This window comes from Sulfitobacter sabulilitoris (assembly GCF_005887615.1).
GTDB lineage: Bacteria > Pseudomonadota > Alphaproteobacteria > Rhodobacterales > Rhodobacteraceae > Sulfitobacter_E > Sulfitobacter_E sabulilitoris.
Genome location: NZ_VANS01000002.1, coordinates 185,469 through 206,686, shown reverse-complemented (window position 1 = coordinate 206,686; position 21,218 = coordinate 185,469). Strand labels below are relative to the sequence as shown.

The following is a 21,218-nucleotide window of genomic DNA, read 5'->3' as shown; positions in this document are numbered from 1 at the left end:
GTCGCCGTGTGAACATCTGATTAAACGCAGGTCTCTCACGGCAAGATGAGATATTGCCAGATCACGAGAGCTCGTGTCACGCTGGCCCTTTGCCCAAGGAGACCGTCATGTCGATTGCATCCGTCTCGCGAGTTCTGTGCCTTGTGTGTCTGTGCTTGGGGGCGGGCGGCGCGCTGTCGCAAACCGCGGTGCCGGACACCCGTTTCGTCGTGACCCAGGACGTCGACTACTACGGTGCGGATCTGACCAACCTCTTCGACACCGGCTTCGATGGCTGCGCCCGCGCTTGCCAAAGCGATGCGGCCTGCGTGGCCTTCACCTTCAACACGCGGTCCAACGCCTGCTTTCCCAAATCCGCGATCACGGCGCGCAAACCCTACGCCGGTGCGCTGTCTGCGCAGCGGGTGGCGACGGACCCCGCGATCGTGTCCGCCGCACCCGCGCGGCAGGCGGATTTGTCGTTTCTTGTGTCTGCCGATATCGATGCGGCGCAGGCTCAGTCGGCGCGCCTGCCGCGAAGCTATCCTGCGGGCGGTCTGGATCTGGCGGATCTCCGGGCGCTCGGGCGTGATCGCATGCAAGCGGGCGATGCCGAAGGCGCGCTGCGCTGGCACGGGTTGGCGGTGGCCCTGTCGGATCTGTCGCGGGACTGGCGCGATTATGCGGCTGTCCTGCTGGCGCTTGACGGTCGCGACACGACCCCGCGCAGACGGATCACCGACGATGCCCTCTCGGCGTCGGTCAACGCCTACCTGCGCGCGCTCGATCCGCCCTCGCGCGCCTCTGCCTTGACCGCGATGGCGCGCGCCCTCGAACGTGCCAGCCGCGGGCGGCACAGCATCGCCGCGTTGCGATTGGCCCAGCAGATCGCACCGCAATCCGGCACACGCCAGATGCTGGACCGTGCCGTTGCCCAGTTCGGGTTTCGCATCACCGACACCCGCGTCGAAAACGATGCGGCAGAGCCGCGCATCTGCATCGAATTCTCCGACCCCCTGGTCCAGGCCGGCGTGGATTACGCGCCGTTCATACGGTCGCCCGACACGGGTCTTGTCGTCACCGCGCAAGACGCGCAGCTTTGCCTCGACGGCGTCGCGCATGGCACGCGCTATGACCTGACGGTGCGCTCCGGACTGCCTGCCGCCGACGGCGAGGTCCTGGGCCGGGATGCCGCGCTGTCGCTCTATGTCCGCGATCGCGCGCCGTTGGTCCGCTTCGGCGGCCGCGCCTTTGTCCTGCCGCGCGGCGCAGGGGCCGCGATTCCGGTCGAGACGGTCAACACCGATGCACTCGACCTGACCCTGTGGCGCATCAGCGATCGCAATCTCGTGCGCGCCGTTCAGGACAGCTTTCTCGGGCGCCCCCTCTCGGCCTATCAGCGAGAGGTTTTCGCAACCGAGATCGCGCAGGAAATCTGGTCCGGAACGGCAGAGGTGCAAAATACGCTGAACGCCGACATGACCACCCGCTTGCCGCTGCACTCCGCCCTCAAGGATCAGGCGCCGGGCATTTTCGCGCTGACGGCGCGGCTTCCGGGCGTGGACCTCAATGATGACGCCGGCGCGACGCAATGGTTCGTGCTGTCGGATCTGGGCCTCGCCACGTGGTTCGGCACCGACGGGCTTCACGTTGCGGTGCGCGGACTAGGCGACGCGGGGCCACGCGCAAATGTGACGGTGTCGCTGATTTCGCGGGCCAACGCGGTTCTGGGCAGGGCCATCACCGATCGCGATGGGTTTGCCAGTTTCCCGCCCGGCCTCGCGCGTGGTGTGGGCGCGGCCGGCCCGGCGATGGTGGTGGCCGACGAGGGCGACAGCGACATGGCGTTTCTGCCGCTGACCGACCCGGCTTTCGACCTGTCGGATCGCGGCGTCGAAGGGCGCCCGCCCAGCCCGCCGATCAACATGTTCCTGACCACCGATCGCGGGGCCTACCGCGCGGGTGAAGTGATCCATGCCACCGCTTTGGCGCGGGATGCACAGGCGCAGGCGATCACCGGCCTGCCCGTCACCGCGATCCTCAAACGCCCCGATGGTGTCGAATACAGCCGCCGGCACAGCGGGCGCGGCGTGGCGGGTGGCCATGTCTTTGCCCTGCCCGTGGGCGCAACCGCCCCGCGCGGCACATGGCGGCTCGACCTTCATACCGACGTCGATGCGCCACCGCTGGCCTCCCGGACCCTTCTGGTCGAGGATTTCCTGCCCGAGCGGCTGGATCTGACCCTGTCGGTGACCGATACCCCGCTGCGGGCCGACGACACCCCACCGTTGCGCGTGCAGGCCGATTATCTCTTTGGTGCGCCGGCCTCCGATCTGGCCGTCGAAGGCGAGGTCCGCCTGGTCGCCACGCGCGCGATCGCGGAATTTCCCGGCTACGCCTTCGGTCGCCACGATCAGCGGTTCGACCCGCGCACACAGCCGCTCGATCCCGCGACGACGGATTCCACCGGCGCGGCGACGCTGGCGCTGACGCTGCCGCCGGTCGACGATCCGGGCCAGCCGATCGAGGCGCAGATCACGGTGCGTGTCACCGAAGGCTCCGGCCGCCCGGTCGAGCGGCAGGTGACCAGACCGCTCGCCCCGCGCGGTCCGATGATCGGCATCGCCGCCGGTTTCGACGATGTGCTGCCAGAGGGTGCGACGGCACGGTTCGACCTGATCGCCCCGGGTGCCGCCCCGATGCCTGTCCGCTGGACGGTGAACCGGGTGGACACGCGGTATCAGTGGTATCAGCTTTACGGCTCGTGGAACTGGGAACCTGTCACCCGCCGTATCCGTGTCGCCAGTGGCGAGATGACGCTGGGGGACGCGCCGCAGCCGCTGTCCGTCGCGACGCAATGGGGTGATTACGAACTTGTCGTCGAACGTCTCGGCGGTGCCGGTTATGCCGTGTCGTCGGTCGGGTTCTCTGCCGGGTGGTATGCCGCCGGCGATGGCCGCGACACACCCGACCGGCTGGACCTGTCGCTCGATGCGCCGGACTATTCGCCCGGCGACACGGCCCGCCTGCGCATTGTCGCGCGTGATGACGGCGTGGCCCTTGTCACGGTGCTGTCGAACGCGGTGATCGATCGCAAGGTCGTGCAGGTGACACAGGGCGAAAACCTGATCCCGCTTGCGGTGACGGAAAACTGGGGCACCGGTGCCTACGTCACCGCGTCGGTCCTTCGCCCGATGAACGCGCAGGCCGGGCAATCCCCCGCGCGCAGCCTGGGCCTGGCGCATGCTACGGTACGGCCCGGGATCAGGGCGCTGGGTGTCGCCATCGATGCGCCCGACGTGGTCAACGGTCAGCAAGGGCCCCTGCGCGCCACCGTGTCCGTGACGGGCATCGCGCCGGGTGATACGGCGCATCTGACGCTCGCGGCCGTCGATCTGGGCATTCTCAACCTGACCGGGTTCGACAGCCCCGATCCTGCCGGGCATTACTTTGGCCAGCAGCGGTTGGGGGTAGAACTGCGCGATCTGTACGGTCGCCTGATCGACGGCCTTGGCGGCGCTCTGGGCACGGTCCGGTCGGGCGGCGATGCGGGCGATGCGCTGTCGCTGCAATCCCCGCCTCCGACCGAGGCGCTGATGGCGGCCTTCAGCGGCCCGGTCACGGTGGGTGCGGATGGCACCGCCGAGGTGCTGATCGACCGCCCGGCGTTCAACGGCACCATCCGCCTGATGGCGGTCGTCTGGTCGCAGCGGGGCGTGGGGCAGGCCAGCCGCGATGTGATCGCGCGCGACCCCGTGGTCGTCACCGCGTCGTTGCCGCGGTTCCTTGCCCCCGGTGATGACAGCCGCCTGTTGCTTGAATTCGCGCATACCAGCGACCCCGCAGGCGACATGGACCTGTCGGTGCGCGCGACCGGGGTGACCCTTGACGATGTGCCCGCCCGCGTCACGCTGCCCGCGCAGGGCACTGCGTCGCTGCGCCTGCCGCTGCGCGCGGGCGATGTGGGCGACCATAGGATCGCGCTTGCCCTGACCGCTCCGGATGGAACCGTCCTGCGCAAGACGTTGCAGGTTGCGGTGCGCGCCAACGACCCGCAAAGCGCCACGGTACGCCGCCTGTCTCTCGCCCCGGGCGAGACATTCACCTTTGACGCCAACGTGCTGGCCGGCCTGCGCCCCGGCACCGCCAGCGCGACTCTCAGCGCGGGCCCCTTGGCGCGGTTCGATGTGGCCGGGCTGCTGCACCAGCTTGACCGCTATCCGTATGGCTGCACCGAACAGGTGACATCCGCCGCGCTGCCGTTGCTGTATCTGTCATCGGTTGCCGCGGACGTCGATAAGGCCGACGTGCGGCGGCGCGTGACCGCGGCGATTGCGGAGGTTCAGACCCGGCAGGCAGGCAACGGCGCCTTCGGTCTGTGGTCGGCGCGGTCCGGCGCGTTCTGGCTCGATGCCTATGTCACCGACTTCCTGAGCCGCGCGCGGGCGCAAGGCTATGATGTGCCCGATCTGGCCTTGGCCACGGCGCTCGACAATTTGCGCAACCGGGTGAATTACGCCCCGGACTTTGATCGGGGCGGCGAGGATATCGCCTATGCGCTTCTGGTCCTCGCGCGCGAAGGCGCGGCGGCGATGGGGGATCTTCGCTACTATGCCGATACCAAACGCGACGCGTTCGGCACCCCGCTGGCGGCTGCCCAGGTCGGCGCCGCGCTGGCGGCCTATGGCGACCAGCCGCGCGCCGACGCGATGTTCCGCCATGCCGGCGCGATGCTGGCGCGGCCCGCGGACGGTTCGGGCTGGCGCGACGATTTCGGCACCCCGCTGCGCGATGCCGCCGCGGTTCTGGCGCTCGCCGCAGAGGTGGGCAGCAGCGCACTGAACCAACAGGACCTGAGCCAGCGGATCACCCGCGCGGGCAGGTCGCTGTCCACACAGGAAGCGGCGCAGGTACTGCTTGCGGCGCATGCGCTTGGCCAGTCGCGACAGGGGGGCCAGGGCCTCGTGCTCAATGGAGTGCCCGCATCGGGGCCTGTCGTGCAACGCCTGAGCGGTCCGCAGGCGGCGGTATCGACCCTTGCCAACACCGGGGCCGCGCCCATCGATATCACGCTGGCCACCTTTGGCGTGCCTATCGTCGCGCCGCCTGCGGGGGGGTATGGCTATGCGATCGAACGCCGGTTCTTCGACATGGAGGGCGCGCCGGTGACGGCGGGGTTCGCGGCGGGCGACAGGCTGGTTGCGGTGCTGACCGTCACACCCTTCGATGCGGTCGACGGGCGGCTGATCGTCGATGATCCGTTGCCCGCCGGGTTCGAGATCGACAACCCGGCCTTGCTGCGCAGCGGTGATATCGGCGCGCTGGACTGGCTTAACCCCGCAGCGGCAGAGCACGCCGAATTCCGGTCGGACAGGTTTGTCGCGGCAGTTGACCATCGTGGCGATGCGCCGTTCCAATTGGCCTATGTGCTGCGCGCGGTGACGCCGGGCGATTACCACCAGCCCGCCGCGATGGTGCAGGATATGTACCGCCCCGAATACCGCGCCCTCACCGCTACCGGGCGCGTGATCGTGCAACGCTGATGCGCCGCCTCGCCCCCTTCGCCTGCGTGGCCTTGCTGCTGATCGCCGCCGCCGGACGTGACGGGTTCGACAGGTGGGTCGATGCCACGCGACTGCCACCGCTGTTGTCGGAAACCTCCGTCGAAATGCGCGACCGGAATGGTGCCTTGCTGCGCAGCTTTCCGGTCGAAGACGGTCGCCAGCGGCTGGCGGTCAGGCTTGGGGATGTCGATCCTGAATTCCTGGCGATGCTGATCGCCTACGAAGACAAGCGGTTTTTCCGCCACCAAGGCATCGATTTCCGGGCGCTCTTGCGTGCGGGCCTGCAAGCGCTGCGTCAGGGCCGTGTCGTGTCAGGCGGTTCCACCTTGACGATGCAGGTGGCGCGCCTGCTGGAAAATTCGGGCACAGGGCGATGGGCGGGCAAGCTGCGCCAGATGCGCGTGGCGCTGGCTCTCGAGCGCCGCCTGGGCAAGAACGACATCCTCGCACTCTATCTCAACCACGCGCCCTATGGTGGTGCGGTCGAAGGGCTGCGCGCCGGGGCGCATGCGTGGTTCGGCAAGCCACCGGCACGCCTGACCGCCGCGCAATCGGCGCTTCTGGTGGCGCTGCCCCAGGCACCCGAATCCCGCAGGCCCGACCGCCACCCCGATGCCGCGCGCGCCGCCCGCGACCGGGTGCTGCACCGCCTGGGCCAGGCGCCACAGCCTTGGATGCCGGACGTGCCCCGCGCGATGCAGCCGGTTCCCCGAAGCGCGCCGCATCTGACCGATCGGGCGCGCCGCGCGGCCCCTGGCCTGCTGCGCCACGACCTGACACTCGACGCGGGGCTCCAGCGGCAGATGCAGCATCTGGCGGCGCTGTCCCTGCGGGATCAGGTCAACGCCGTGTCGGCGGCGATTCTTGTCGCGGACCACCACAGCGGCGAAATCCTGGCGTCCGTCGGTGCGCCGCGATACACCGGCGAGGGCGGCGCGCTGGGGTTCAACGACATGACCCGCGCCATCCGGTCGCCGGGCTCGACCCTCAAGCCGTTGATCTACGCCTTGGCCTTCGATCAGGGGCTGGTACATCCCGAAACGCTCATCGACGACGCGCCCGTGACCTTCGGCACCTATGCGCCGCAGAATTTCGACGGCCAGTTCCGGGGCGAAATCACCGTCCGGCGCGCGTTGCAGCTGTCGCTCAATATTCCGCCCGTGCGCCTGATGAACGATCTCGGACCGGCCCGCGTCATGGCTGCCCAGCGGCAGGGCGGGGCCACACCGGCCCTGGCCGGCAAAGCGGCGCCGGGGCTGGCCATCGCGCTTGGCGGTGTGGGGCTGTCGCTGACCGATCTGGTGCAGCTTTACGCCGGGCTGGCGCAGGGTGGTCAGGGCCCAAGGCTGCACTGGCGCCTGGGCGAGGTGCCGCCCATGACGTCGCGCATGGTCTCGCGCGCCGCCGCGTGGCAGGTGGGCCGCATCCTGTCCGACATACCGCCGCCGCAAGGAGCCGCATCGCGCGCGGGCCGGATCGCGTACAAGACGGGCACCTCCTATGGGCACCGCGATGCATGGGCGATCGGGTATGACGGGCGCCATGTGATCGGCATCTGGCTCGGGCGGCCGGATGGCACGCCGGTGCCGGGCGCTTTCGGCGGCGACCTGGCCGCGCCGATCCTGTTCGAAGCCTTTGGCCGTATCGCGGGCCCCCGCGCTCCGCTGCCGGCCCCGCCGCCCGAGACGCTGATCGTGACCGCGGCGGAGCTGCCCGCGCCGTTGCGGCGTTTCCGGCCCCGCACTGCCGCCTTTGCCCCTGCGCCGGGTGGGCCGGTCGTGGCCTTTCCGCCCGACGGTGCGGTTCTGGCAAGGGCGCAGGACGGCGTGCCGCTCAAGGTGCGTGACGGTGTTCTGCCTTTGACCGTGTTGGTGGATGGGCAGCCACATGCGACCGCGCTGATGCGGCGCGATGCGGTCCTGCCGCAGACCGGTCCGGGGTTTTCAAGGCTGACCGTCATCGATGCCGCGGGGCGGTCGGCGACCGTGCAGGTCTGGCTGGATTAGCGGCGCCCCTCGCGCAGCCATGCGGCGGTGATCAGCGCCGCACTCAGCAACAGCACCAGCCACCCCGGCAAAAGCCCGGTCTGGCGGACATCGCGCGTCTCGTAGGCGCCGCGCGGGGTCAGCCCGATCCACCCGCGACCCGCGGCCGGGCGCCCCGCGGACACCTCGCGCAGGCGTGGCAGACCGTTTTCTATCCGGACCACGCCACCGCGTTGTGCCGCCAGGACGGGCGCCAGCACGTCGCCGGTGGCAATGGTCTGCTCGAACTCGCGCGGGGCTGCCGGGCCAAGGCCGATGACCGTGGTCTGGTCGCCATTCTCCAGCCGGTAAAGGCCGATCTCCGGCCCCTGAAACACGCCTTCGAACACACCCGGCGCGGCTTCGCTCAGCATCAGTTCACTGACCGTTCCGGCAGGATCGGTGATGGTCACGGGTGGAACGCTCTCGTCCAACGTGCGGCGGGCGATGCGCATCGTCTGACCTGTCGCAAACGCGGTCAGCGCCTCTTCCTCCAGTTCGGGTTCCTTCATCATCCAATGCGCCAGGCGGCGCAGCAATTCCAATTGCGGGCCGCCGCCCTCGTACCCGCGGTTCCACAGCCACGCGTGATCGGACGCCAGCAGCGCCACGCGCCCTTCGCCCACGCGGTCAAGCACCAGAAGCGGGCGATCCTCCAGCCCGGTCATCACGACCTTGCCTTTCGGGTCGGCCACATCCACCTGGCGCAGCCAGCGCCCCCAATCGCCGCCACCGGGCAGCCCGGCGGTCACGGGGTGCCGTTGGCCCAGATCGGTGACGACCGGGCGATAGGGCTGTTCGATCACCCGTGCGGTCGGCGCGGCAGGCAGCACCGGGCCCAACGGCGAGCGATAGATGCTGTCGGCGCCGGCGAAATCCGGTCCGGCGGCCACCAGAACGGCACCGCCCTGCCGGATGTAGTTGGCGACATTGTCCAGATACAGCGACGGCAGGATCCCGCGACGCTTGTACCGGTCAAAGATGATCAGGTCGAAATCCTCGATCTTTTCCATGAAAAGCTCGCGGGTGGGAAAGGCGATCAGGCTCAGTTCGCTGACGGGCACGCCATCCTGCTTTTCGGGGGGGCGCAGGATGGTGAAATGCACCAGATCGACCGAGCTGTCGGATTTCAGCAGGTTGCGCCAGGTTCGGCCACCGGGGTGCGGCTCTCCGCTGACAAGCAGGACACGCAGGCGGTCGCGCACGCCGTTCATCTGGATCAGCGCGGTGTTGTTGCGGTCCGTCAGCTCGCCCTCGGCGCCCGGAACGGTGAACTGGATCACGTTCCTGCCCCCATGCGGCAGCGTGACGGGCAGTTCGATGTCCTGACCGACCGGCACGCGAAAGGCCTGCGGGGGTTCCCCGTCCACCGAAATCTCCAGCGGCGCCAATCCGTCGTCGGCCGGGGCCGCGCCCATGTCCTCAATCCGCAGGGTCAACGTGACGGGCTCGCCGATGATGGCAAAGGCCGGCGCATTGCGAACACTCAGGCGGCGGTCCCAGTCGGTGGACCTGCCGGTCAGAAGCACATGCATCGGCGCCGGAAGGTCCAGCGGCAGATCGGCGTCGTGCACCCGCCCGTCGCTCAGCGCGATGATCCCCGCGATGCGCGCGCGCGGCTCTTCCGCCAAGGCGGTGGACAGGGCCGTCATCAGTTGCGTCCCCGCGTCGCCCGCGCCATCGGGCACGACGATGCGGCGCACTTCGGTATTGGGCCGGTCGGCCAGCCGCGTGGCCAGCGTGGCGGCGGCGGCCGCCGTCTGGTCACCGCGGTCCGACAGCCTCTGGCTGGCACTGTCGTCGTGCAGAACGACCACGATATCGGTCAGCGGCGCGCGGTCTTCCTGCTGATAGGATGGCCCGGCAAGCGCCGCCAGCACGACAAGTGCCGCAAGCCCCCGCAGGGCCCAGCCGCTGAGCCCCCGCATCAGGGCAGCCAGGACCCCCAGCAGCGCGATCGCGCCCACACCGGCCAGCAGCGGCCAGGGGATCAGCGGATCGAATACGATGGTTCCGGTCATTGGCCCAGCCTGTCCAGCAATGCAGGCACGTGGACCTGATCGCTTTTGTAGTTTCCGGTCAGCACATGCATCACCAGATTGACGCCAAAGCGGAACGCCAGCTCGCGCTGCCGCTCGCCGGTGAACCCGCGCCCCACGGGCAGCATCGGCGCACCGTTCGACGTGACCGCCCAGGCCGCCGCCCAGTCGTTGCCGCCGATCACGACCGGCGTCACGCCGTCATTCAGATTGCGAAACGGCATGCCCTCGACCTGTTCGGCGTCTGGGGGGGCGGCCTCGACCCAGACATCGCGGCTCGAATGACGACCCGGGAAATCCTGCAACAGATAAAAGGTGCGGGTCAGTACATGGTCGGCGGGCAGCGGCTCCAGCGGCGGAATATCAAGAGGTGCCGCCAGATCCTGCAACTTGCGGCCGTTCGGGCTGCTTGCGCCAAAGCCCGCGATGTCGGCATCGCGCGTGTCGAACAGGATCAGCCCCCCCGAGCGCAGGTAGTCGTTCAGCCGCGCGTAGGCCTCGTCAGAGGGGCGCGGCTGATCGGGGGTGATCGGCCAGTACAGGATCGGGAAAAAGGCCAATTCGTCGGCCTCCAGATCGACCCCCATCGGGGTTGCCGGCTCGACAGATGTGCGGAAATACAGCGTGTCGGTCAAACCGATCAGTCCAGCGCGCGCGACTTCGTCGACCTTGTCGTTGCCGGTCAGCACATGCGCCAGGACCACCTCGGCGGTTGCTTCCAGCGCCAACGCCTCGGCGCTGTCTTGTGCCACGGCGGGGCCGGGCTGGCCCGCGATTCCGCCCAGAAGCGCCAGCATCGCCGCCGCCGCCGTCGTCCGCTGCCCCAGCAACCGCCCCGACAGGGCCAGCGATGCGATCACATCCGCGACCAAGGCCAGGATGGCGAGGCTGAGCAACCAGCCCGCAATCGGTTGTTCGGGGGCGACGGCAAAGCCCTTGACGGGAATGCCCGCGGGCCAGCTGACCGGGGTGAGATCGCTGTCGGACGTCACCACGTTGCGCGCCAGCCGCCGATCGCCGGAGGCGTAGATGCCGGGGCGCATGTCGGGCCCCGCGGGCGCATCAATCAGGTCGGGTCCGGCCACACCGGGCAGGTTACCCGCGTCCGACAGCGTGCCGAACCCGTCCATCACCCGCTCCGGCGTCCAGACGGTGCCCTCGAGCTGATCCGCCTCCGGCGTCGCGGTGGCCGAAGACGCCGCCAGGCGTTCCATCATCTGCACGAACAACCCCGAAAGCGGCAGGCTGGACCATTCCGCCGTCGCGGTGACATGGAACAACACGATCTGCCCCTGTTCGCGCGGCTTGCGGGTGACCAGCGGCGTGCCGTCGGTCAGCTCTGCGATCACCCGTTCGGCCAGTGTCGGATCGGGCTGCGCCATCACCTGCGCGGTCACCCGCACGTCCTCGGGGATCCGCAGCCCGAAGAACGGCGACCGTTCGGAAAAGGGCGCCAGCGATTTCGGCTCGCCCCAACTCATCGCGCCGCCGACGCTGCGCCCGCCCGACCGCAGGCGCACGGGCATCATCGGGTCTTCGTCGATGCGGCTGATGTCGCTTGCGGCCACACGCGGCCCGGCAAAGCGCACCAACATGCCGCCCGCGTCGATCCAGTCGCCCAGGCCCTCGGCTTCGGCATCCGACAACGTGGCCACGTCGGCCAGCACGATCACGTCCGGATTGGCGGGCAAGACATCGCTCAGTGACCCTTTGATCAGGTCCGCCGCCGGTTCCAGCGCCTGTTCGATGTAATGCAGGGGCGACAACAGTTCGAGCCCCTCGCGGTTCTCGCGCGCCGCGATCAATGCCACCTCGCGTCGGCGCAACCCGTCATCGGTCAGCGTGGTGGCCCCCGCCGAACGCTGGCCCTGAATGTCAAAGCGGGTGACCCGCGCGCGCATCTCTGCAGGCAGCGCAAGCTCGGTGCGGGCGCTGAGCGCACCGTCTTCGAAGGTCGCCATCGCCGTCGCCAGAAGGGCCGCATTGCCCGCCGGGTCGCGGCCCTGCGCCTGAAGCGTGACATCGCGCCCGGGCCCCGGCGCGGCGCGGCGCACCGTCAGTGCAATCGCGCCGTCGACATAGGTCGCGGGCGTCATGGCCAGAACATTGGCCCCGGTCTGATAAACTTCGACGGCGCCCCGCTTCTGCAGTGCCGCCAGCAGGCCGCCACGGCCGTCGTAATCCAACCCGTCGCTGAACCACAGTGTGTCGAACCTTTCGGCGTCGGCCAGGGCACCCATCGCCCGCGCGGTGCGGTCGGCATTGGGTTGCCATGGCGCGGGCGCAAAGCCGGGCAACCGGCTGCGCCAGACGTCGGCGGATTGAAAGACCGGCGTTTCGGGCCGCGACAGATCCATGAAACCCACCGTCCGGTCGGCGCGGCTGGCCCGGGTCAGCTGCGCCTCGATGGCCTGCGACTGCTGGGTCCAGCGGGTCGCCCCGGCCCAGCTTCCGTCGAGCACGATCAGCAAAGGCCCGTCGCCCTGCGCGTTGTCCTGCGACGGGTTCAGGACCGGACCGGCCAGCCCCAAAATCAACGCGGCAACCGCCAGCATCCGAAGCAACAACAACCACCACGGGGTGCGGTCCGACACGCTTTCGTCGTCGGACAGCCCCAAAAGCAACGCCACCCCCGGAAAGCGGCGGCGGATCGGCGCGGGCGGAACCGCACGCAGGATGATCCACAGGATCGGCAGCGCAAGCAATGCCAGCAACAGCCAGGGCGCGGTAAAGCCGATGCCACCCAGAACCGTCATGCCGCGACCCCGCGCCCGATGTCCATCGCCCGGTAGAGCCAAAGCAGCGCCGTCTGCGCCGACGCATCGGTATGATGCACGCCGTAATGCCAGCCGGTGACCGAACACAGGTGCCGCAGCTCGTCCTTGCGCGCGGCCAACCGGTCGAGGTATCGCGCCTTGAGGTCATTGGCCTTGAGCGTTTCGTGCCGCAGGCTGCCGCCGACGCTTTCGAAAATGGTGCGCCCGCGAAAGGGAAACGCTTCCTCGGACGGATCGAGAACATGAAGCATGACCCCGCGCACCCCGCGATCCGCGGCCTTGGTCAGCGCCGTCTTGACCGCGCTGGTATCGCCCATGAAATCGGAGATGAACACCGCCCGCGCCGAGGGAATCATCGCGCGATGTTCGGGCGGCTGGTAATCGTCGGGCCCGTCCTCGCTCAGCATCTCGGCCAGCCGCAAGATCTGCGCAGTGCCGCGACGGGGCGGCAAAGTGGTGCCCGTCAGGCCAACCCGTTCGCCCCCGCGCACCAAAAGGATCGACAGCGCCAGCCCCAGAAGGCGTGCGCGATCGCCTTTTTGCGGAACGTTCGGGTCAGAGGAAAAGCGCATCGACGCCCCCTGATCGACCCAGAGCATCACCGACTGCGCGATCTGCCATTCGCGCTCGCGCACGAATTCGGTATCGCCGCGGGCCGATCTGCGGTGGTCGATCATGCGGCGGCTGTCGCCCATCTGCGCCGGGCGGTACTGCCAGAAATCGTCGCCCATGCCCGCGCGCCGTCGGCCGTGATCGCCCAAAAGAACGGCCCCGGCCAGATGTTCGGCCCGCGCAAGCAAGGGCGGCAGGCTCGCCGCCTGTTCCTCGGCCCGTGCGCGAAGGGTTTGCGGTGTGCTCACGCGGCGGCCTTTGTCCCGGCAAGGCTGGCCGCGGTGGTGTCGATGAGCTGCTGCAGGCTGTCGCCGCGTGCGCGCGCGGCAAAGTTCAGCGCCATGCGATGGCTCAGGACAGGGCGCGCCATGTCGATCACGTCTTCGGCCGATGGCGCCAGGCGCCCCTGCAACAATGCGCGGGCCCGCACCGCCAGCATCAGCGCCTGCGCCGCGCGGGGGCCGGGGCCCCATGCAACGGTCTCGCGCACCTGCTGGCTGGCGCTGTCTTCCTCGGGCCGGAAGGCGCGCACGAGATCGAGAATCATCTCGACCACGCTGTCGCCCACCGGCATCCGCCGCAAAAGCGTCTGCGCCTCCAGCAACTCGGCGGCGGTGAACACCTCGGTCGATTGCGCTTCGGTGTCACCGGTCGTCGCCAAAAGGATATCGCGTTCGGTGTCGCGATCGGGATAGGCCACGTCGATCTGCACCAAAAAGCGGTCCAGCTGCGCCTCGGGCAAGGGATAGGTGCCCTCCTGCTCGATCGGGTTCTGCGTGGCCAGAACGTGAAACGGCACGCCAAGCGGCCGGTCCGCGCCAGCCACCGTCACCGTCTTTTCCTGCATCGCCTGCAAAAGCGCCGATTGCGTGCGCGGGCTGGCGCGGTTGATTTCATCGGCCATCAGCAGCTGGCAAAAGATCGGCCCCTGCACGAACCGAAACGCCCGGCTGCCGTCGGGCGCGGTATCCAGCACTTCGGAGCCCAGGATGTCGGCGGGCATCAGGTCGGGCGTGAACTGCACCCGGTTGCCGTGCAGGCCCATCACCGTGCTCAATGTCTCGACCAGCCGCGTCTTGCCAAGCCCCGGCAAACCGATCAGCAGCCCGTGCCCACCGCACAGCAGCGCCGTCAGCGTCAGGTCGACAACGCGCTCCTGCCCGATGAAACGTCTGGTGATGGACGCCTTGGCCGCAGCCAGCTTGTCACCCAGCGCTTCGATCTGGGCCACCATATCGTGGGGTTCGGTCATGACATCTCGCTCCGGTGAATTATATGTAATGGTAATAGTATAGTGGATAAGGGAAATGGCAAAAGTATGAGCGGACAAAAAACCGTGACACCCTCGGCGGATAGCCTTGTCGCCTCGATCAAAGCCACAAAAACACGCGGTTTGCCGCCGGTGGAGCAATGGGACCCCCCGTTTTGCGGCGATCTGGACATGCAGATCAAGCGCGACGGGACGTGGTTCTATCAGGGAACGCCGATCGGCCGGCCCGGATTGGTCAAATTGTTCTCATCGATTCTCAAGAAGGAAGGCGACAAGTATTTCCTCGTCACCCCGGTCGAGAAAGTCGGCCTGACCGTGGAGGACGCGCCGTTCGTCGCCGTCGATTTCGATGCGGACGGCGCTGGCGAGGACCAGATCCTGACCTTTGTCACCCATGTCGATGATGTGGCGGTGGCGGGGCCGGATCATCCCATCCGGGTCGAGCGGGATCCCGAGACAGGCGAGCCGTCGCCCTACATCTTGGTGCGCCGCAACCTTGAGGCGTTGATTGACCGCAAGAGCTTTTACAGGCTTGTCGATCTGGGTGCGCATCACGACGGCTGGTTCGGGCTGTGGTCCGGCGGCACGTTCTTTCCGGTGATCCCGTCGGGCGACTTGCCCTGACGCGCAGCGGCCCTGCCGATTGGCCCCTTGGCGAAACGCGCGAATAAGGCCATCCTGAGTGCCCAACAGCCAGGAGCAAGACAATGGGTCATTCGACAGCCGTGATCGTCGGCGCGGGCAGCGGGCTGTCGGCATCGCTGGCGCGCAAGTTGGCCGCGCGGGGGCACGACATCGTTCTGGCCGCGCGCAGCACCGACAAGCTGACCGCGCTGGCGGACGAAACGGGCGCGCGCTGCGTTGCGATGGACGGCAGCGATCCCGCGGCCATGGCTGCGCTGTTTTCTGACCTGCCCGGCACCCTGCGCGTGGCCATCTACAACCCCTCGGCACGCCAGCGCGGGTCGATCGCCGATCTCGACCCTGAGACGGTACGCAGGGCGATCGAGGTGACGGCCTTCGGAGCGTTTCTCTTGGGGCAGCAGGCGGCGCGCCTGATGCTGAACAACCAGACGGATCAAGGGCGAAAAGGTACAATTTTGTTCACCGGCGCCTCTGCCGGCGTCAAGGGTTTCGCCAATTCGGCCCCCTTTGCGATGGGCAAATTCGCCCAGCGCGGGCTGGCGCAATCGATGGCACGCGAATTGCATCCCAAGGGCGTGCATGTCGCTTGGGTCAACATCGACGGTGGCATAGCCAACGAAGACCGCGACGGCCGCCGCGACGACGGCAACGACAACATGCTGCACCCCGACGCGATCGCCGATGGCTACATCGCGCTCATCGACCAGCACAGATCGGCATGGAGCGACGAATTGGTCCTGCGCCCCTGGGTCGAGACGTTTTGACGCCGATGCCGCGATTTGCCGCCAACCTGAGCCATCTTTGGGCGGAACTGCCGTATCTCGACCGGTTCGATGCCGCCGCCGCGGCGGGGTTCAAGGCCGTGGAAGTGCTGTTTCCCTACGACATGCCCGCCAAGGACACGCAGCGCGCGTTGCTGGCCAACGAGCTGGAGATGGTGTTGATCAATGCCCCGCCGCCCAATTACACCGGAGGCGCGCGCGGGTTTGCCGCCGTGCCCGGCGGAGCGGCGCGCTTTCAGCACGACATGCGCCGCGCGTTTCGCTACACAGACGCGCTGCGGGTGCCCATGCTGCACGTGATGACCGGAGAGGCGGACGGCGACCACGCGCGCGACACCTGCATCGAAAACCTGATCTGGGCCAGCGCGAACGCGCCCCCCGGGCTTACCCTGACACTAGAGCCGCTGAACCCGGTCGCGATGCCGGGATATTATCTGAACGACTACGCCCTTGCCGCCGAGATCGTCGCCGCCGTGGACGCCCCCAACCTGGGCCTTCAATTCGACAGCTACCATGCGCAGATGATCCACGGTGACGCGGTGGCGGTGTTGCGCGACTATCGCCCCCTTGTCCGCCATGTGCAGATCGGCGACGCGCCGGATCGCGGCCCACCCGGAACGGGGTCGATCGATTTCGATGCGCTTTTCGCGGCCCTGGACGACAGCGGATACACCGGCTGGGTCAGCGCCGAATACAAGGTTCCTGGCCGGACCCAAGACACCTTGGGCTGGCACAGGACCCGGTAACGCCCTCACGCGTCCGTCCGTGCCGCCAAATCAGGCCGACACCCCGGTCATGCGTGGTGCGCCGCCATGAAAAAGGGCGCGACACCGATGTGCCGCGCCCCTTCGTCATCATGTCGATCCGTCGGGATCATGCCGTTGCAGGCGTCCCTTCGGCCAGATCGTGGTCGCCCAGATCCATTACGTCTTCGCCGGATCTTTCCCACTCGGCGCGATCTTCGTCGGTCGCCTTGGGCGAAAACAGACCGGTCATCGCGTAGAACACACCGATCAGCGGCGCCGTCCAGCAGGCAAAGGCCAGCGGGATGTAGAGCAGGTTCGTCAGGTTGCCGTCCATCACCCCAAGGCTCAGCGCCGAGATGACGAACGCGCCACCGGCGTTCCACGGAATCAGGGGACTCATCAATGTCCCGCCCTCTTCGACCGCACGGCTGAGGTTCAGTGTCGAATATCCCATGCCACGATAAAGCGGTGCGTACATCCGACCGGGCAGCGCGATGGAGATATAGGGATCACCCGCCACGACGTTGGTCGCAAAGGCCGTTCCGATCGCCGAGCTTTGCACGGCACCGAAGCTTTTGACGCGCTTCACGATCGACAGAATGATCGCTTCCAGGCATCCGGTACGTTCAAGCGCGCCACCGAAGCCCAGTGCAATCAACATCAGCGAAATCGTCCACATCATGGACTGGATACCACCGGCGTTCAGCAGGCTGTCGATGTCGGATATGCCCGTTTCGATCGAATAGCCCGACTGCGCATAGGCAAAGACGTCATGCAAGCCAGCACCCTGCCAGAAGATCGCGACAAGCGCACCGACCACGACACCGGCAAAGAGCGACGGCAGCGGCGGCTTTTTCATCAGCGCGAGGATGATCACCACGAAGGCGGGGATCAGCGGCACGAGGCCCAAGTTGAACTGCTCCTGCAGGTTGCTGGTGATCTGGGTGATGCCAGACACATCGCCCCCGGTCGGGTTGATGACCATGAAGCCGACGGCGATGTAGATCACCAGGGCGATCAGCATGGCCGGCACCGTGGTCGGCAGCATGTTGCGGATGTGATCAAAGACGTTCGTTCCCGTCACCGCAGGCGCAAGGTTCGTGGTATCCGAGAGCGGCGACACCTTGTCACCGAAAAAAGCGCCCGACACGACCGCGCCGGCGGTCCAATAGGCGGGAATGCCGAAACCTGCGCCGATGCCCATCAGGGCAAGACCGACCGTACCGACCGTGCCCCAGCTGGTGCCAAGCGACAGCGACACGACCGCACACAGGATCATGGCGGCCGCCAGAAAGATCGACGGGCTCAGCAGGGTCAGACCGTAATAGATCAGCGTGGGCACGGTGCCCGACGAAATCCACACGCCGATGATCATGCCGACGATGATCAGCACCGACAGCGATGGCATCGAGACGTGAATGACGTGAAAGATGCCCTCGCGGATATCCATCCAGCCCTGGCCGCGCGCGACCCCCAAGAGCGACGTGATCGCAAGACCCAGAACAAGCGGGATGTGTGGCGTGAAATCGCCATAATAAAACAGCTGCAAGGCCAGAAGCCCCAGCGTGAGGACCACCGGCAACAAAGCCAGCGGCAATGATGGAAGATCTTTTTTATCCATGTTGGCGTCCCTTTTCTTTGCGCACTGCACCTGGTTTTGGGCCGTGCCATTACGGTTCCAATGAATTGACCTGACGTTCAGTTCCAAGATTTTCGCGAAAATCCGCCGATTTATGCTTGAAGCAGCGTGTTCGCGGGAACTTTTCCGGATCAGGGGACTGGGAAACTGAAGACGCGCACGCGCGCTTCGGGTCGGGCCGTCGCCCTGCCGTTGAACGACACGAAAACGGGTCGCGCCAGCCGGATATCGCGATTGCGGGGCGCCTTGCCCCGCGTCAGTGCGCTTCGGCCCAATTGGCGCCTTGCCCCGCGTCCACCGTCAGCTTGACGTCCAGCTTGACCACCGGATCGGCGGCGTTTTCCATCACGTCGCGGGCAACGCCGATCAGATCCTCTGCCGCCCCCTTGTCCACTTCGAACAGCAGTTCGTCGTGCACCTGCAGCAGCATCCTGGCCGGAATGCCGCGGGTCGCGTCCGGCATGCGCACCATCGCGCGCCGGATCACGTCGGCGGCCGTACCCTGAATCGGCGCGTTGATCGCCGCGCGCTGGGCAAACCCGGCATGGGGGCCCTTGGCGTTGATGTTCGGCGTGTGGATGCGTCGGCCGAACAGCGTCTGGACAAAGCCGTGCTCCTTGGCAAAGGCCTTGGTGTCGTCCATGTAGGTCCGGATGCCGGGGAACCGCTCGAAATAGCGGTCGATGAAACCCTGCGCCTGGGCCCGCGGGATGCGCAGGTTCCGCGCCAGCCCGAAGCCGGAAATGCCGTAGATGACGCCGAAGTTGATCGCCTTGGCCTGGCGGCGGATGTCCGGCGTCATCTCGTCAAGCGGCACGTCGAACATCTCGGATGCGGTCATTGCGTGAATATCCTGCCCGTCGGCAAACGCCTGCTTGAGCGCGGGCAGATCGGCGATATGCGCCAGAATGCGCAATTCGATCTGGCTGTAATCCAGCGCGACCAGCACCTTGCCGTCCTCCGCGACAAAGGCCTCGCGAATGCGGCGGCCTTCCTCGGACCGGATCGGAATGTTCTGCAGATTCGGGTCGGTCGATGCCAGCCGCCCCGTCGATGCACCGGCGATGGAATACGACGTGTGCACCCGACCGGTATCGGGGTTGATATGGTCCTGCAGCGCGTCGGTATAGGTCGATTTCAGCTTGCTCAACTGCCGCCAGTCAAGGATGCGCGCGGGCAGCTCGTGCTCGGTCGCCAGATCCTCCAGCACGTCGGCACCGGTGGCATACGCGCCGGTCTTGCCCTTCTTGCCACCCTCAAGGCCCATTTCGTCGAACAGGATCTCGCCCAACTGCTTGGGCGATCCGACGTTGAACTTGCGCCCGGCCAAGGTGTGAATTTCGTCCTCCAATGCCGCCATCTTTTGTGAAAACGCGTTCGACATGCGGCTCAGCGTGTCGCGGTCCACCTTGATCCCTGTCCGTTCCATCTCGGCCAGGACGGGCACCATCGGGCGTTCCAGCCGCTCGTAGACGCGGGTCACCTGCGCCCGGTGCAACTGCGGCTTGAACATCTGCCACAGCCGCAGGGTGACGTCGGCATCCTCCGCGGCATAGCGCACGGCCTTGTCCAGCGGGACCTTGTCAAAGGTGATCGCCGACTTGCCGGATCCCAACAGTGGTTTGATCGGAATGGGCGAGTGATGCAGATACCGTTCCGACAGCGTGTCCATGCCATGCCCATGCAGCCCGCCGTGCATCGCGTAGGACATCAGCATCGTGTCGTCGATAGGGGCTACCGCGATGCCGATCCGGGCAAAAATCTTGGCGTCGTATTTCATGTTCTGCCCGATCTTCAGGATGCTGGCGTCCTCCAGCACGGGCTTCAGCATCTCCAGCGCCTGCGCCAGCGGCATCTGCCCCTCGGCCAGATCGTCCGAGCCGAACAGATCGTCGCTGCTGCTGGCCTTGTGGATCAGGGGAATGTAGCAGGCCTGCCCCGGCTCGACGGCCAGCGATATCCCGACAAGATCGGCGGTCATCTCGTTCAGGCCGGTGGTTTCCGTATCGACGGCCACGTAGCCGCGCTCGTGAATGCGGTCGATCCAGACCTGAAGCGCCTCGGCGTCGCTGACGTGCACGTAGGCCTCGGGGTCGAACGGCAGATCGTCGACCTTTGGTGCATCGGGCGCCGAGGGCGGCGTGTCGTCGATGACCGGCGGATCCACATGCAACGTGTCCGCGATCCGCTTGCTGAGCGTGCGGAACTCCATCTCGGCCAGGAACGCCATCAGCTTTCCGGGGTCGGGCGCGCGCACCTCCAGATCCTCGAGCGTGAAATCCAGCGGCGTGTCGGCGTCCAGCATGACCAGCTTCTTGGACAGCCTGATCTGGTCGGCATGCTGGATCAGGGTTTCGCGGCGCTTGGGCTGCTTGATCTCGTTCGCACGCTCCAGCAGGGTTTCCAGGTCGCCGTATTCATTGATCAAAAGCGCTGCGGTCTTGATCCCGATGCCCGGCGCGCCGGGCACGTTGTCCACTGAATCCCCGGCCAGGGCCTGCACATCGACGACCCGTTCGGGGTACACGCCGAACTTTTCATGCACGCCCTCCCGGTCGATGACCTTGTTCTTCATGGCGTCCAGCATGTCCACGCCGTCGCCCACTAGCTGCATCAGGTCCTTGTCGCTGCTGATGATCGTGCAGCGACCGCCGCGCGCACGGGCTTGCACGGCCAGGGTGGCGATGATGTCATCGGCCTCATAGCCCTCGATCTCCTCGCAGGCGATGTTGAAGGCCTCCGTGGCGCGCCGCGTCAGCGGGATCTGCGGACGCAGGTCTTCGGGCATGGCCTCGCGGTTGGCCTTGTACTGGTCGTACATCTCGTTGCGAAAGGTATGGCTGCCCTTGTCAAAGATCACGGCCACATGGGTCGGCGCATCCGACCCGTTGTTGCCGTCGATATAACGCTGCAGCATGTTGCAAAAGCCCGATACGGCGCCAATCGGCAACCCGTCGGATTTGCGTGTCAGCGGCGGCAGCGCATGATAGGCCCGAAAGATGAACGCCGACCCGTCGATCAGGTGCAGATAATGGCCCTTGCCAAATGTCTCGGTCATGTCGCGCTCCGTTCCGTGCGGGGGCCGATCCGATACCGGTGACGCTGCGCCACCGGCACGCTGCGGTGATCGCCCCTGGCTTC

Annotated in this window: 11 protein-coding genes; 5 read left to right on the top strand and 6 right to left on the bottom strand. The window is 67.0% G+C overall.

The genetic code is table 11. From position 1 onward, the window contains the following. The first annotated feature begins 107 nt into the window (after window positions 1–107). Together FDT80_RS09315 and pbpC are read left to right on the top strand one after the other, a co-directional pair. Window positions 108–5,522: an alpha-2-macroglobulin family protein gene (locus FDT80_RS09315; RefSeq protein WP_138662009.1), complete on the top strand. Its 5,415-nt coding sequence runs from the start codon at window positions 108–110 to the stop codon at window positions 5,520–5,522. Next, complete coding sequence (pbpC, locus tag FDT80_RS09310) at window positions 5,522–7,549, top strand: penicillin-binding protein 1C (RefSeq protein WP_138662008.1); 2,028 nt, start codon at window positions 5,522–5,524, stop codon at window positions 7,547–7,549. The genes FDT80_RS09315 and pbpC overlap by 1 nt, the downstream gene beginning before the upstream one ends. On the opposite strand, the gene FDT80_RS09305 is transcribed toward pbpC, so the two are convergent. From FDT80_RS09305 to FDT80_RS09290, 4 genes are read right to left on the bottom strand one after another with little or no spacing between them, the layout of a single operon-like run. Continuing rightward, the gene (locus tag FDT80_RS09305) at window positions 7,546–9,588 is read right to left on the bottom strand and encodes a hypothetical protein (protein ID WP_138662007.1); all 2,043 of its coding nucleotides are present in this window, start codon (window positions 9,586–9,588) and stop codon (window positions 7,546–7,548) included. The two genes, pbpC and FDT80_RS09305, sit on opposite strands and share 4 nt — an antisense overlap. Next, complete coding sequence (locus tag FDT80_RS09300; protein WP_138662006.1) at window positions 9,585–12,362, bottom strand: DUF4159 domain-containing protein; 2,778 nt, start codon at window positions 12,360–12,362, stop codon at window positions 9,585–9,587. The genes FDT80_RS09305 and FDT80_RS09300 overlap by 4 nt, the downstream gene beginning before the upstream one ends. Next, entirely contained in the window at window positions 12,359–13,243 is an 885-nt protein-coding gene (locus FDT80_RS09295; RefSeq protein WP_138662005.1) for a DUF58 domain-containing protein, read from the bottom strand. The genes FDT80_RS09300 and FDT80_RS09295 overlap by 4 nt, the downstream gene beginning before the upstream one ends. Next, entirely contained in the window at window positions 13,240–14,247 is a 1,008-nt protein-coding gene (locus FDT80_RS09290; protein ID WP_138662004.1) for an AAA family ATPase, read from the bottom strand. Before FDT80_RS09290 ends, FDT80_RS09295 begins: the two co-directional genes overlap by 4 nt. A 66-nt stretch (window positions 14,248–14,313) precedes the next feature. Between FDT80_RS09290 and FDT80_RS09285 the strand changes: the two genes are divergently transcribed. The 3 genes from FDT80_RS09285 (at window position 14,314) to FDT80_RS09275 (ending at window position 16,438) form a co-directional block, all read left to right on the top strand. Beyond that, window positions 14,314–14,889 (top strand): DUF1285 domain-containing protein, encoded by a 576-nt coding sequence (locus FDT80_RS09285; RefSeq protein ID WP_138662003.1) that lies wholly within the window; start codon window positions 14,314–14,316, stop codon window positions 14,887–14,889. A gap of 83 nt (window positions 14,890–14,972) precedes the next feature. Then, complete coding sequence (locus FDT80_RS09280) at window positions 14,973–15,674, top strand: SDR family NAD(P)-dependent oxidoreductase (RefSeq protein ID WP_138662002.1); 702 nt, start codon at window positions 14,973–14,975, stop codon at window positions 15,672–15,674. Window positions 15,675–15,679: 5 nt separating this feature from the next. Beyond that, on the top strand, window positions 15,680–16,438 hold the full coding sequence (locus FDT80_RS09275) for a hydroxypyruvate isomerase family protein (RefSeq protein ID WP_138662001.1): 759 nt from the start codon (window positions 15,680–15,682) through the stop codon (window positions 16,436–16,438). Window positions 16,439–16,565: 127 nt separating this feature from the next. Here FDT80_RS09275 and nhaC read toward each other — a convergent pair whose 3' ends face one another. Next, complete coding sequence (gene nhaC / locus FDT80_RS09270; protein WP_138662000.1) at window positions 16,566–18,059, bottom strand: Na+/H+ antiporter NhaC; 1,494 nt, start codon at window positions 18,057–18,059, stop codon at window positions 16,566–16,568. Between the two features lie 274 nt (window positions 18,060–18,333). Then, complete coding sequence (polA, locus tag FDT80_RS09265) at window positions 18,334–21,135, bottom strand: DNA polymerase I (protein WP_138661999.1); 2,802 nt, start codon at window positions 21,133–21,135, stop codon at window positions 18,334–18,336. Window positions 21,136–21,218: the final 83 nt, after the last annotated feature.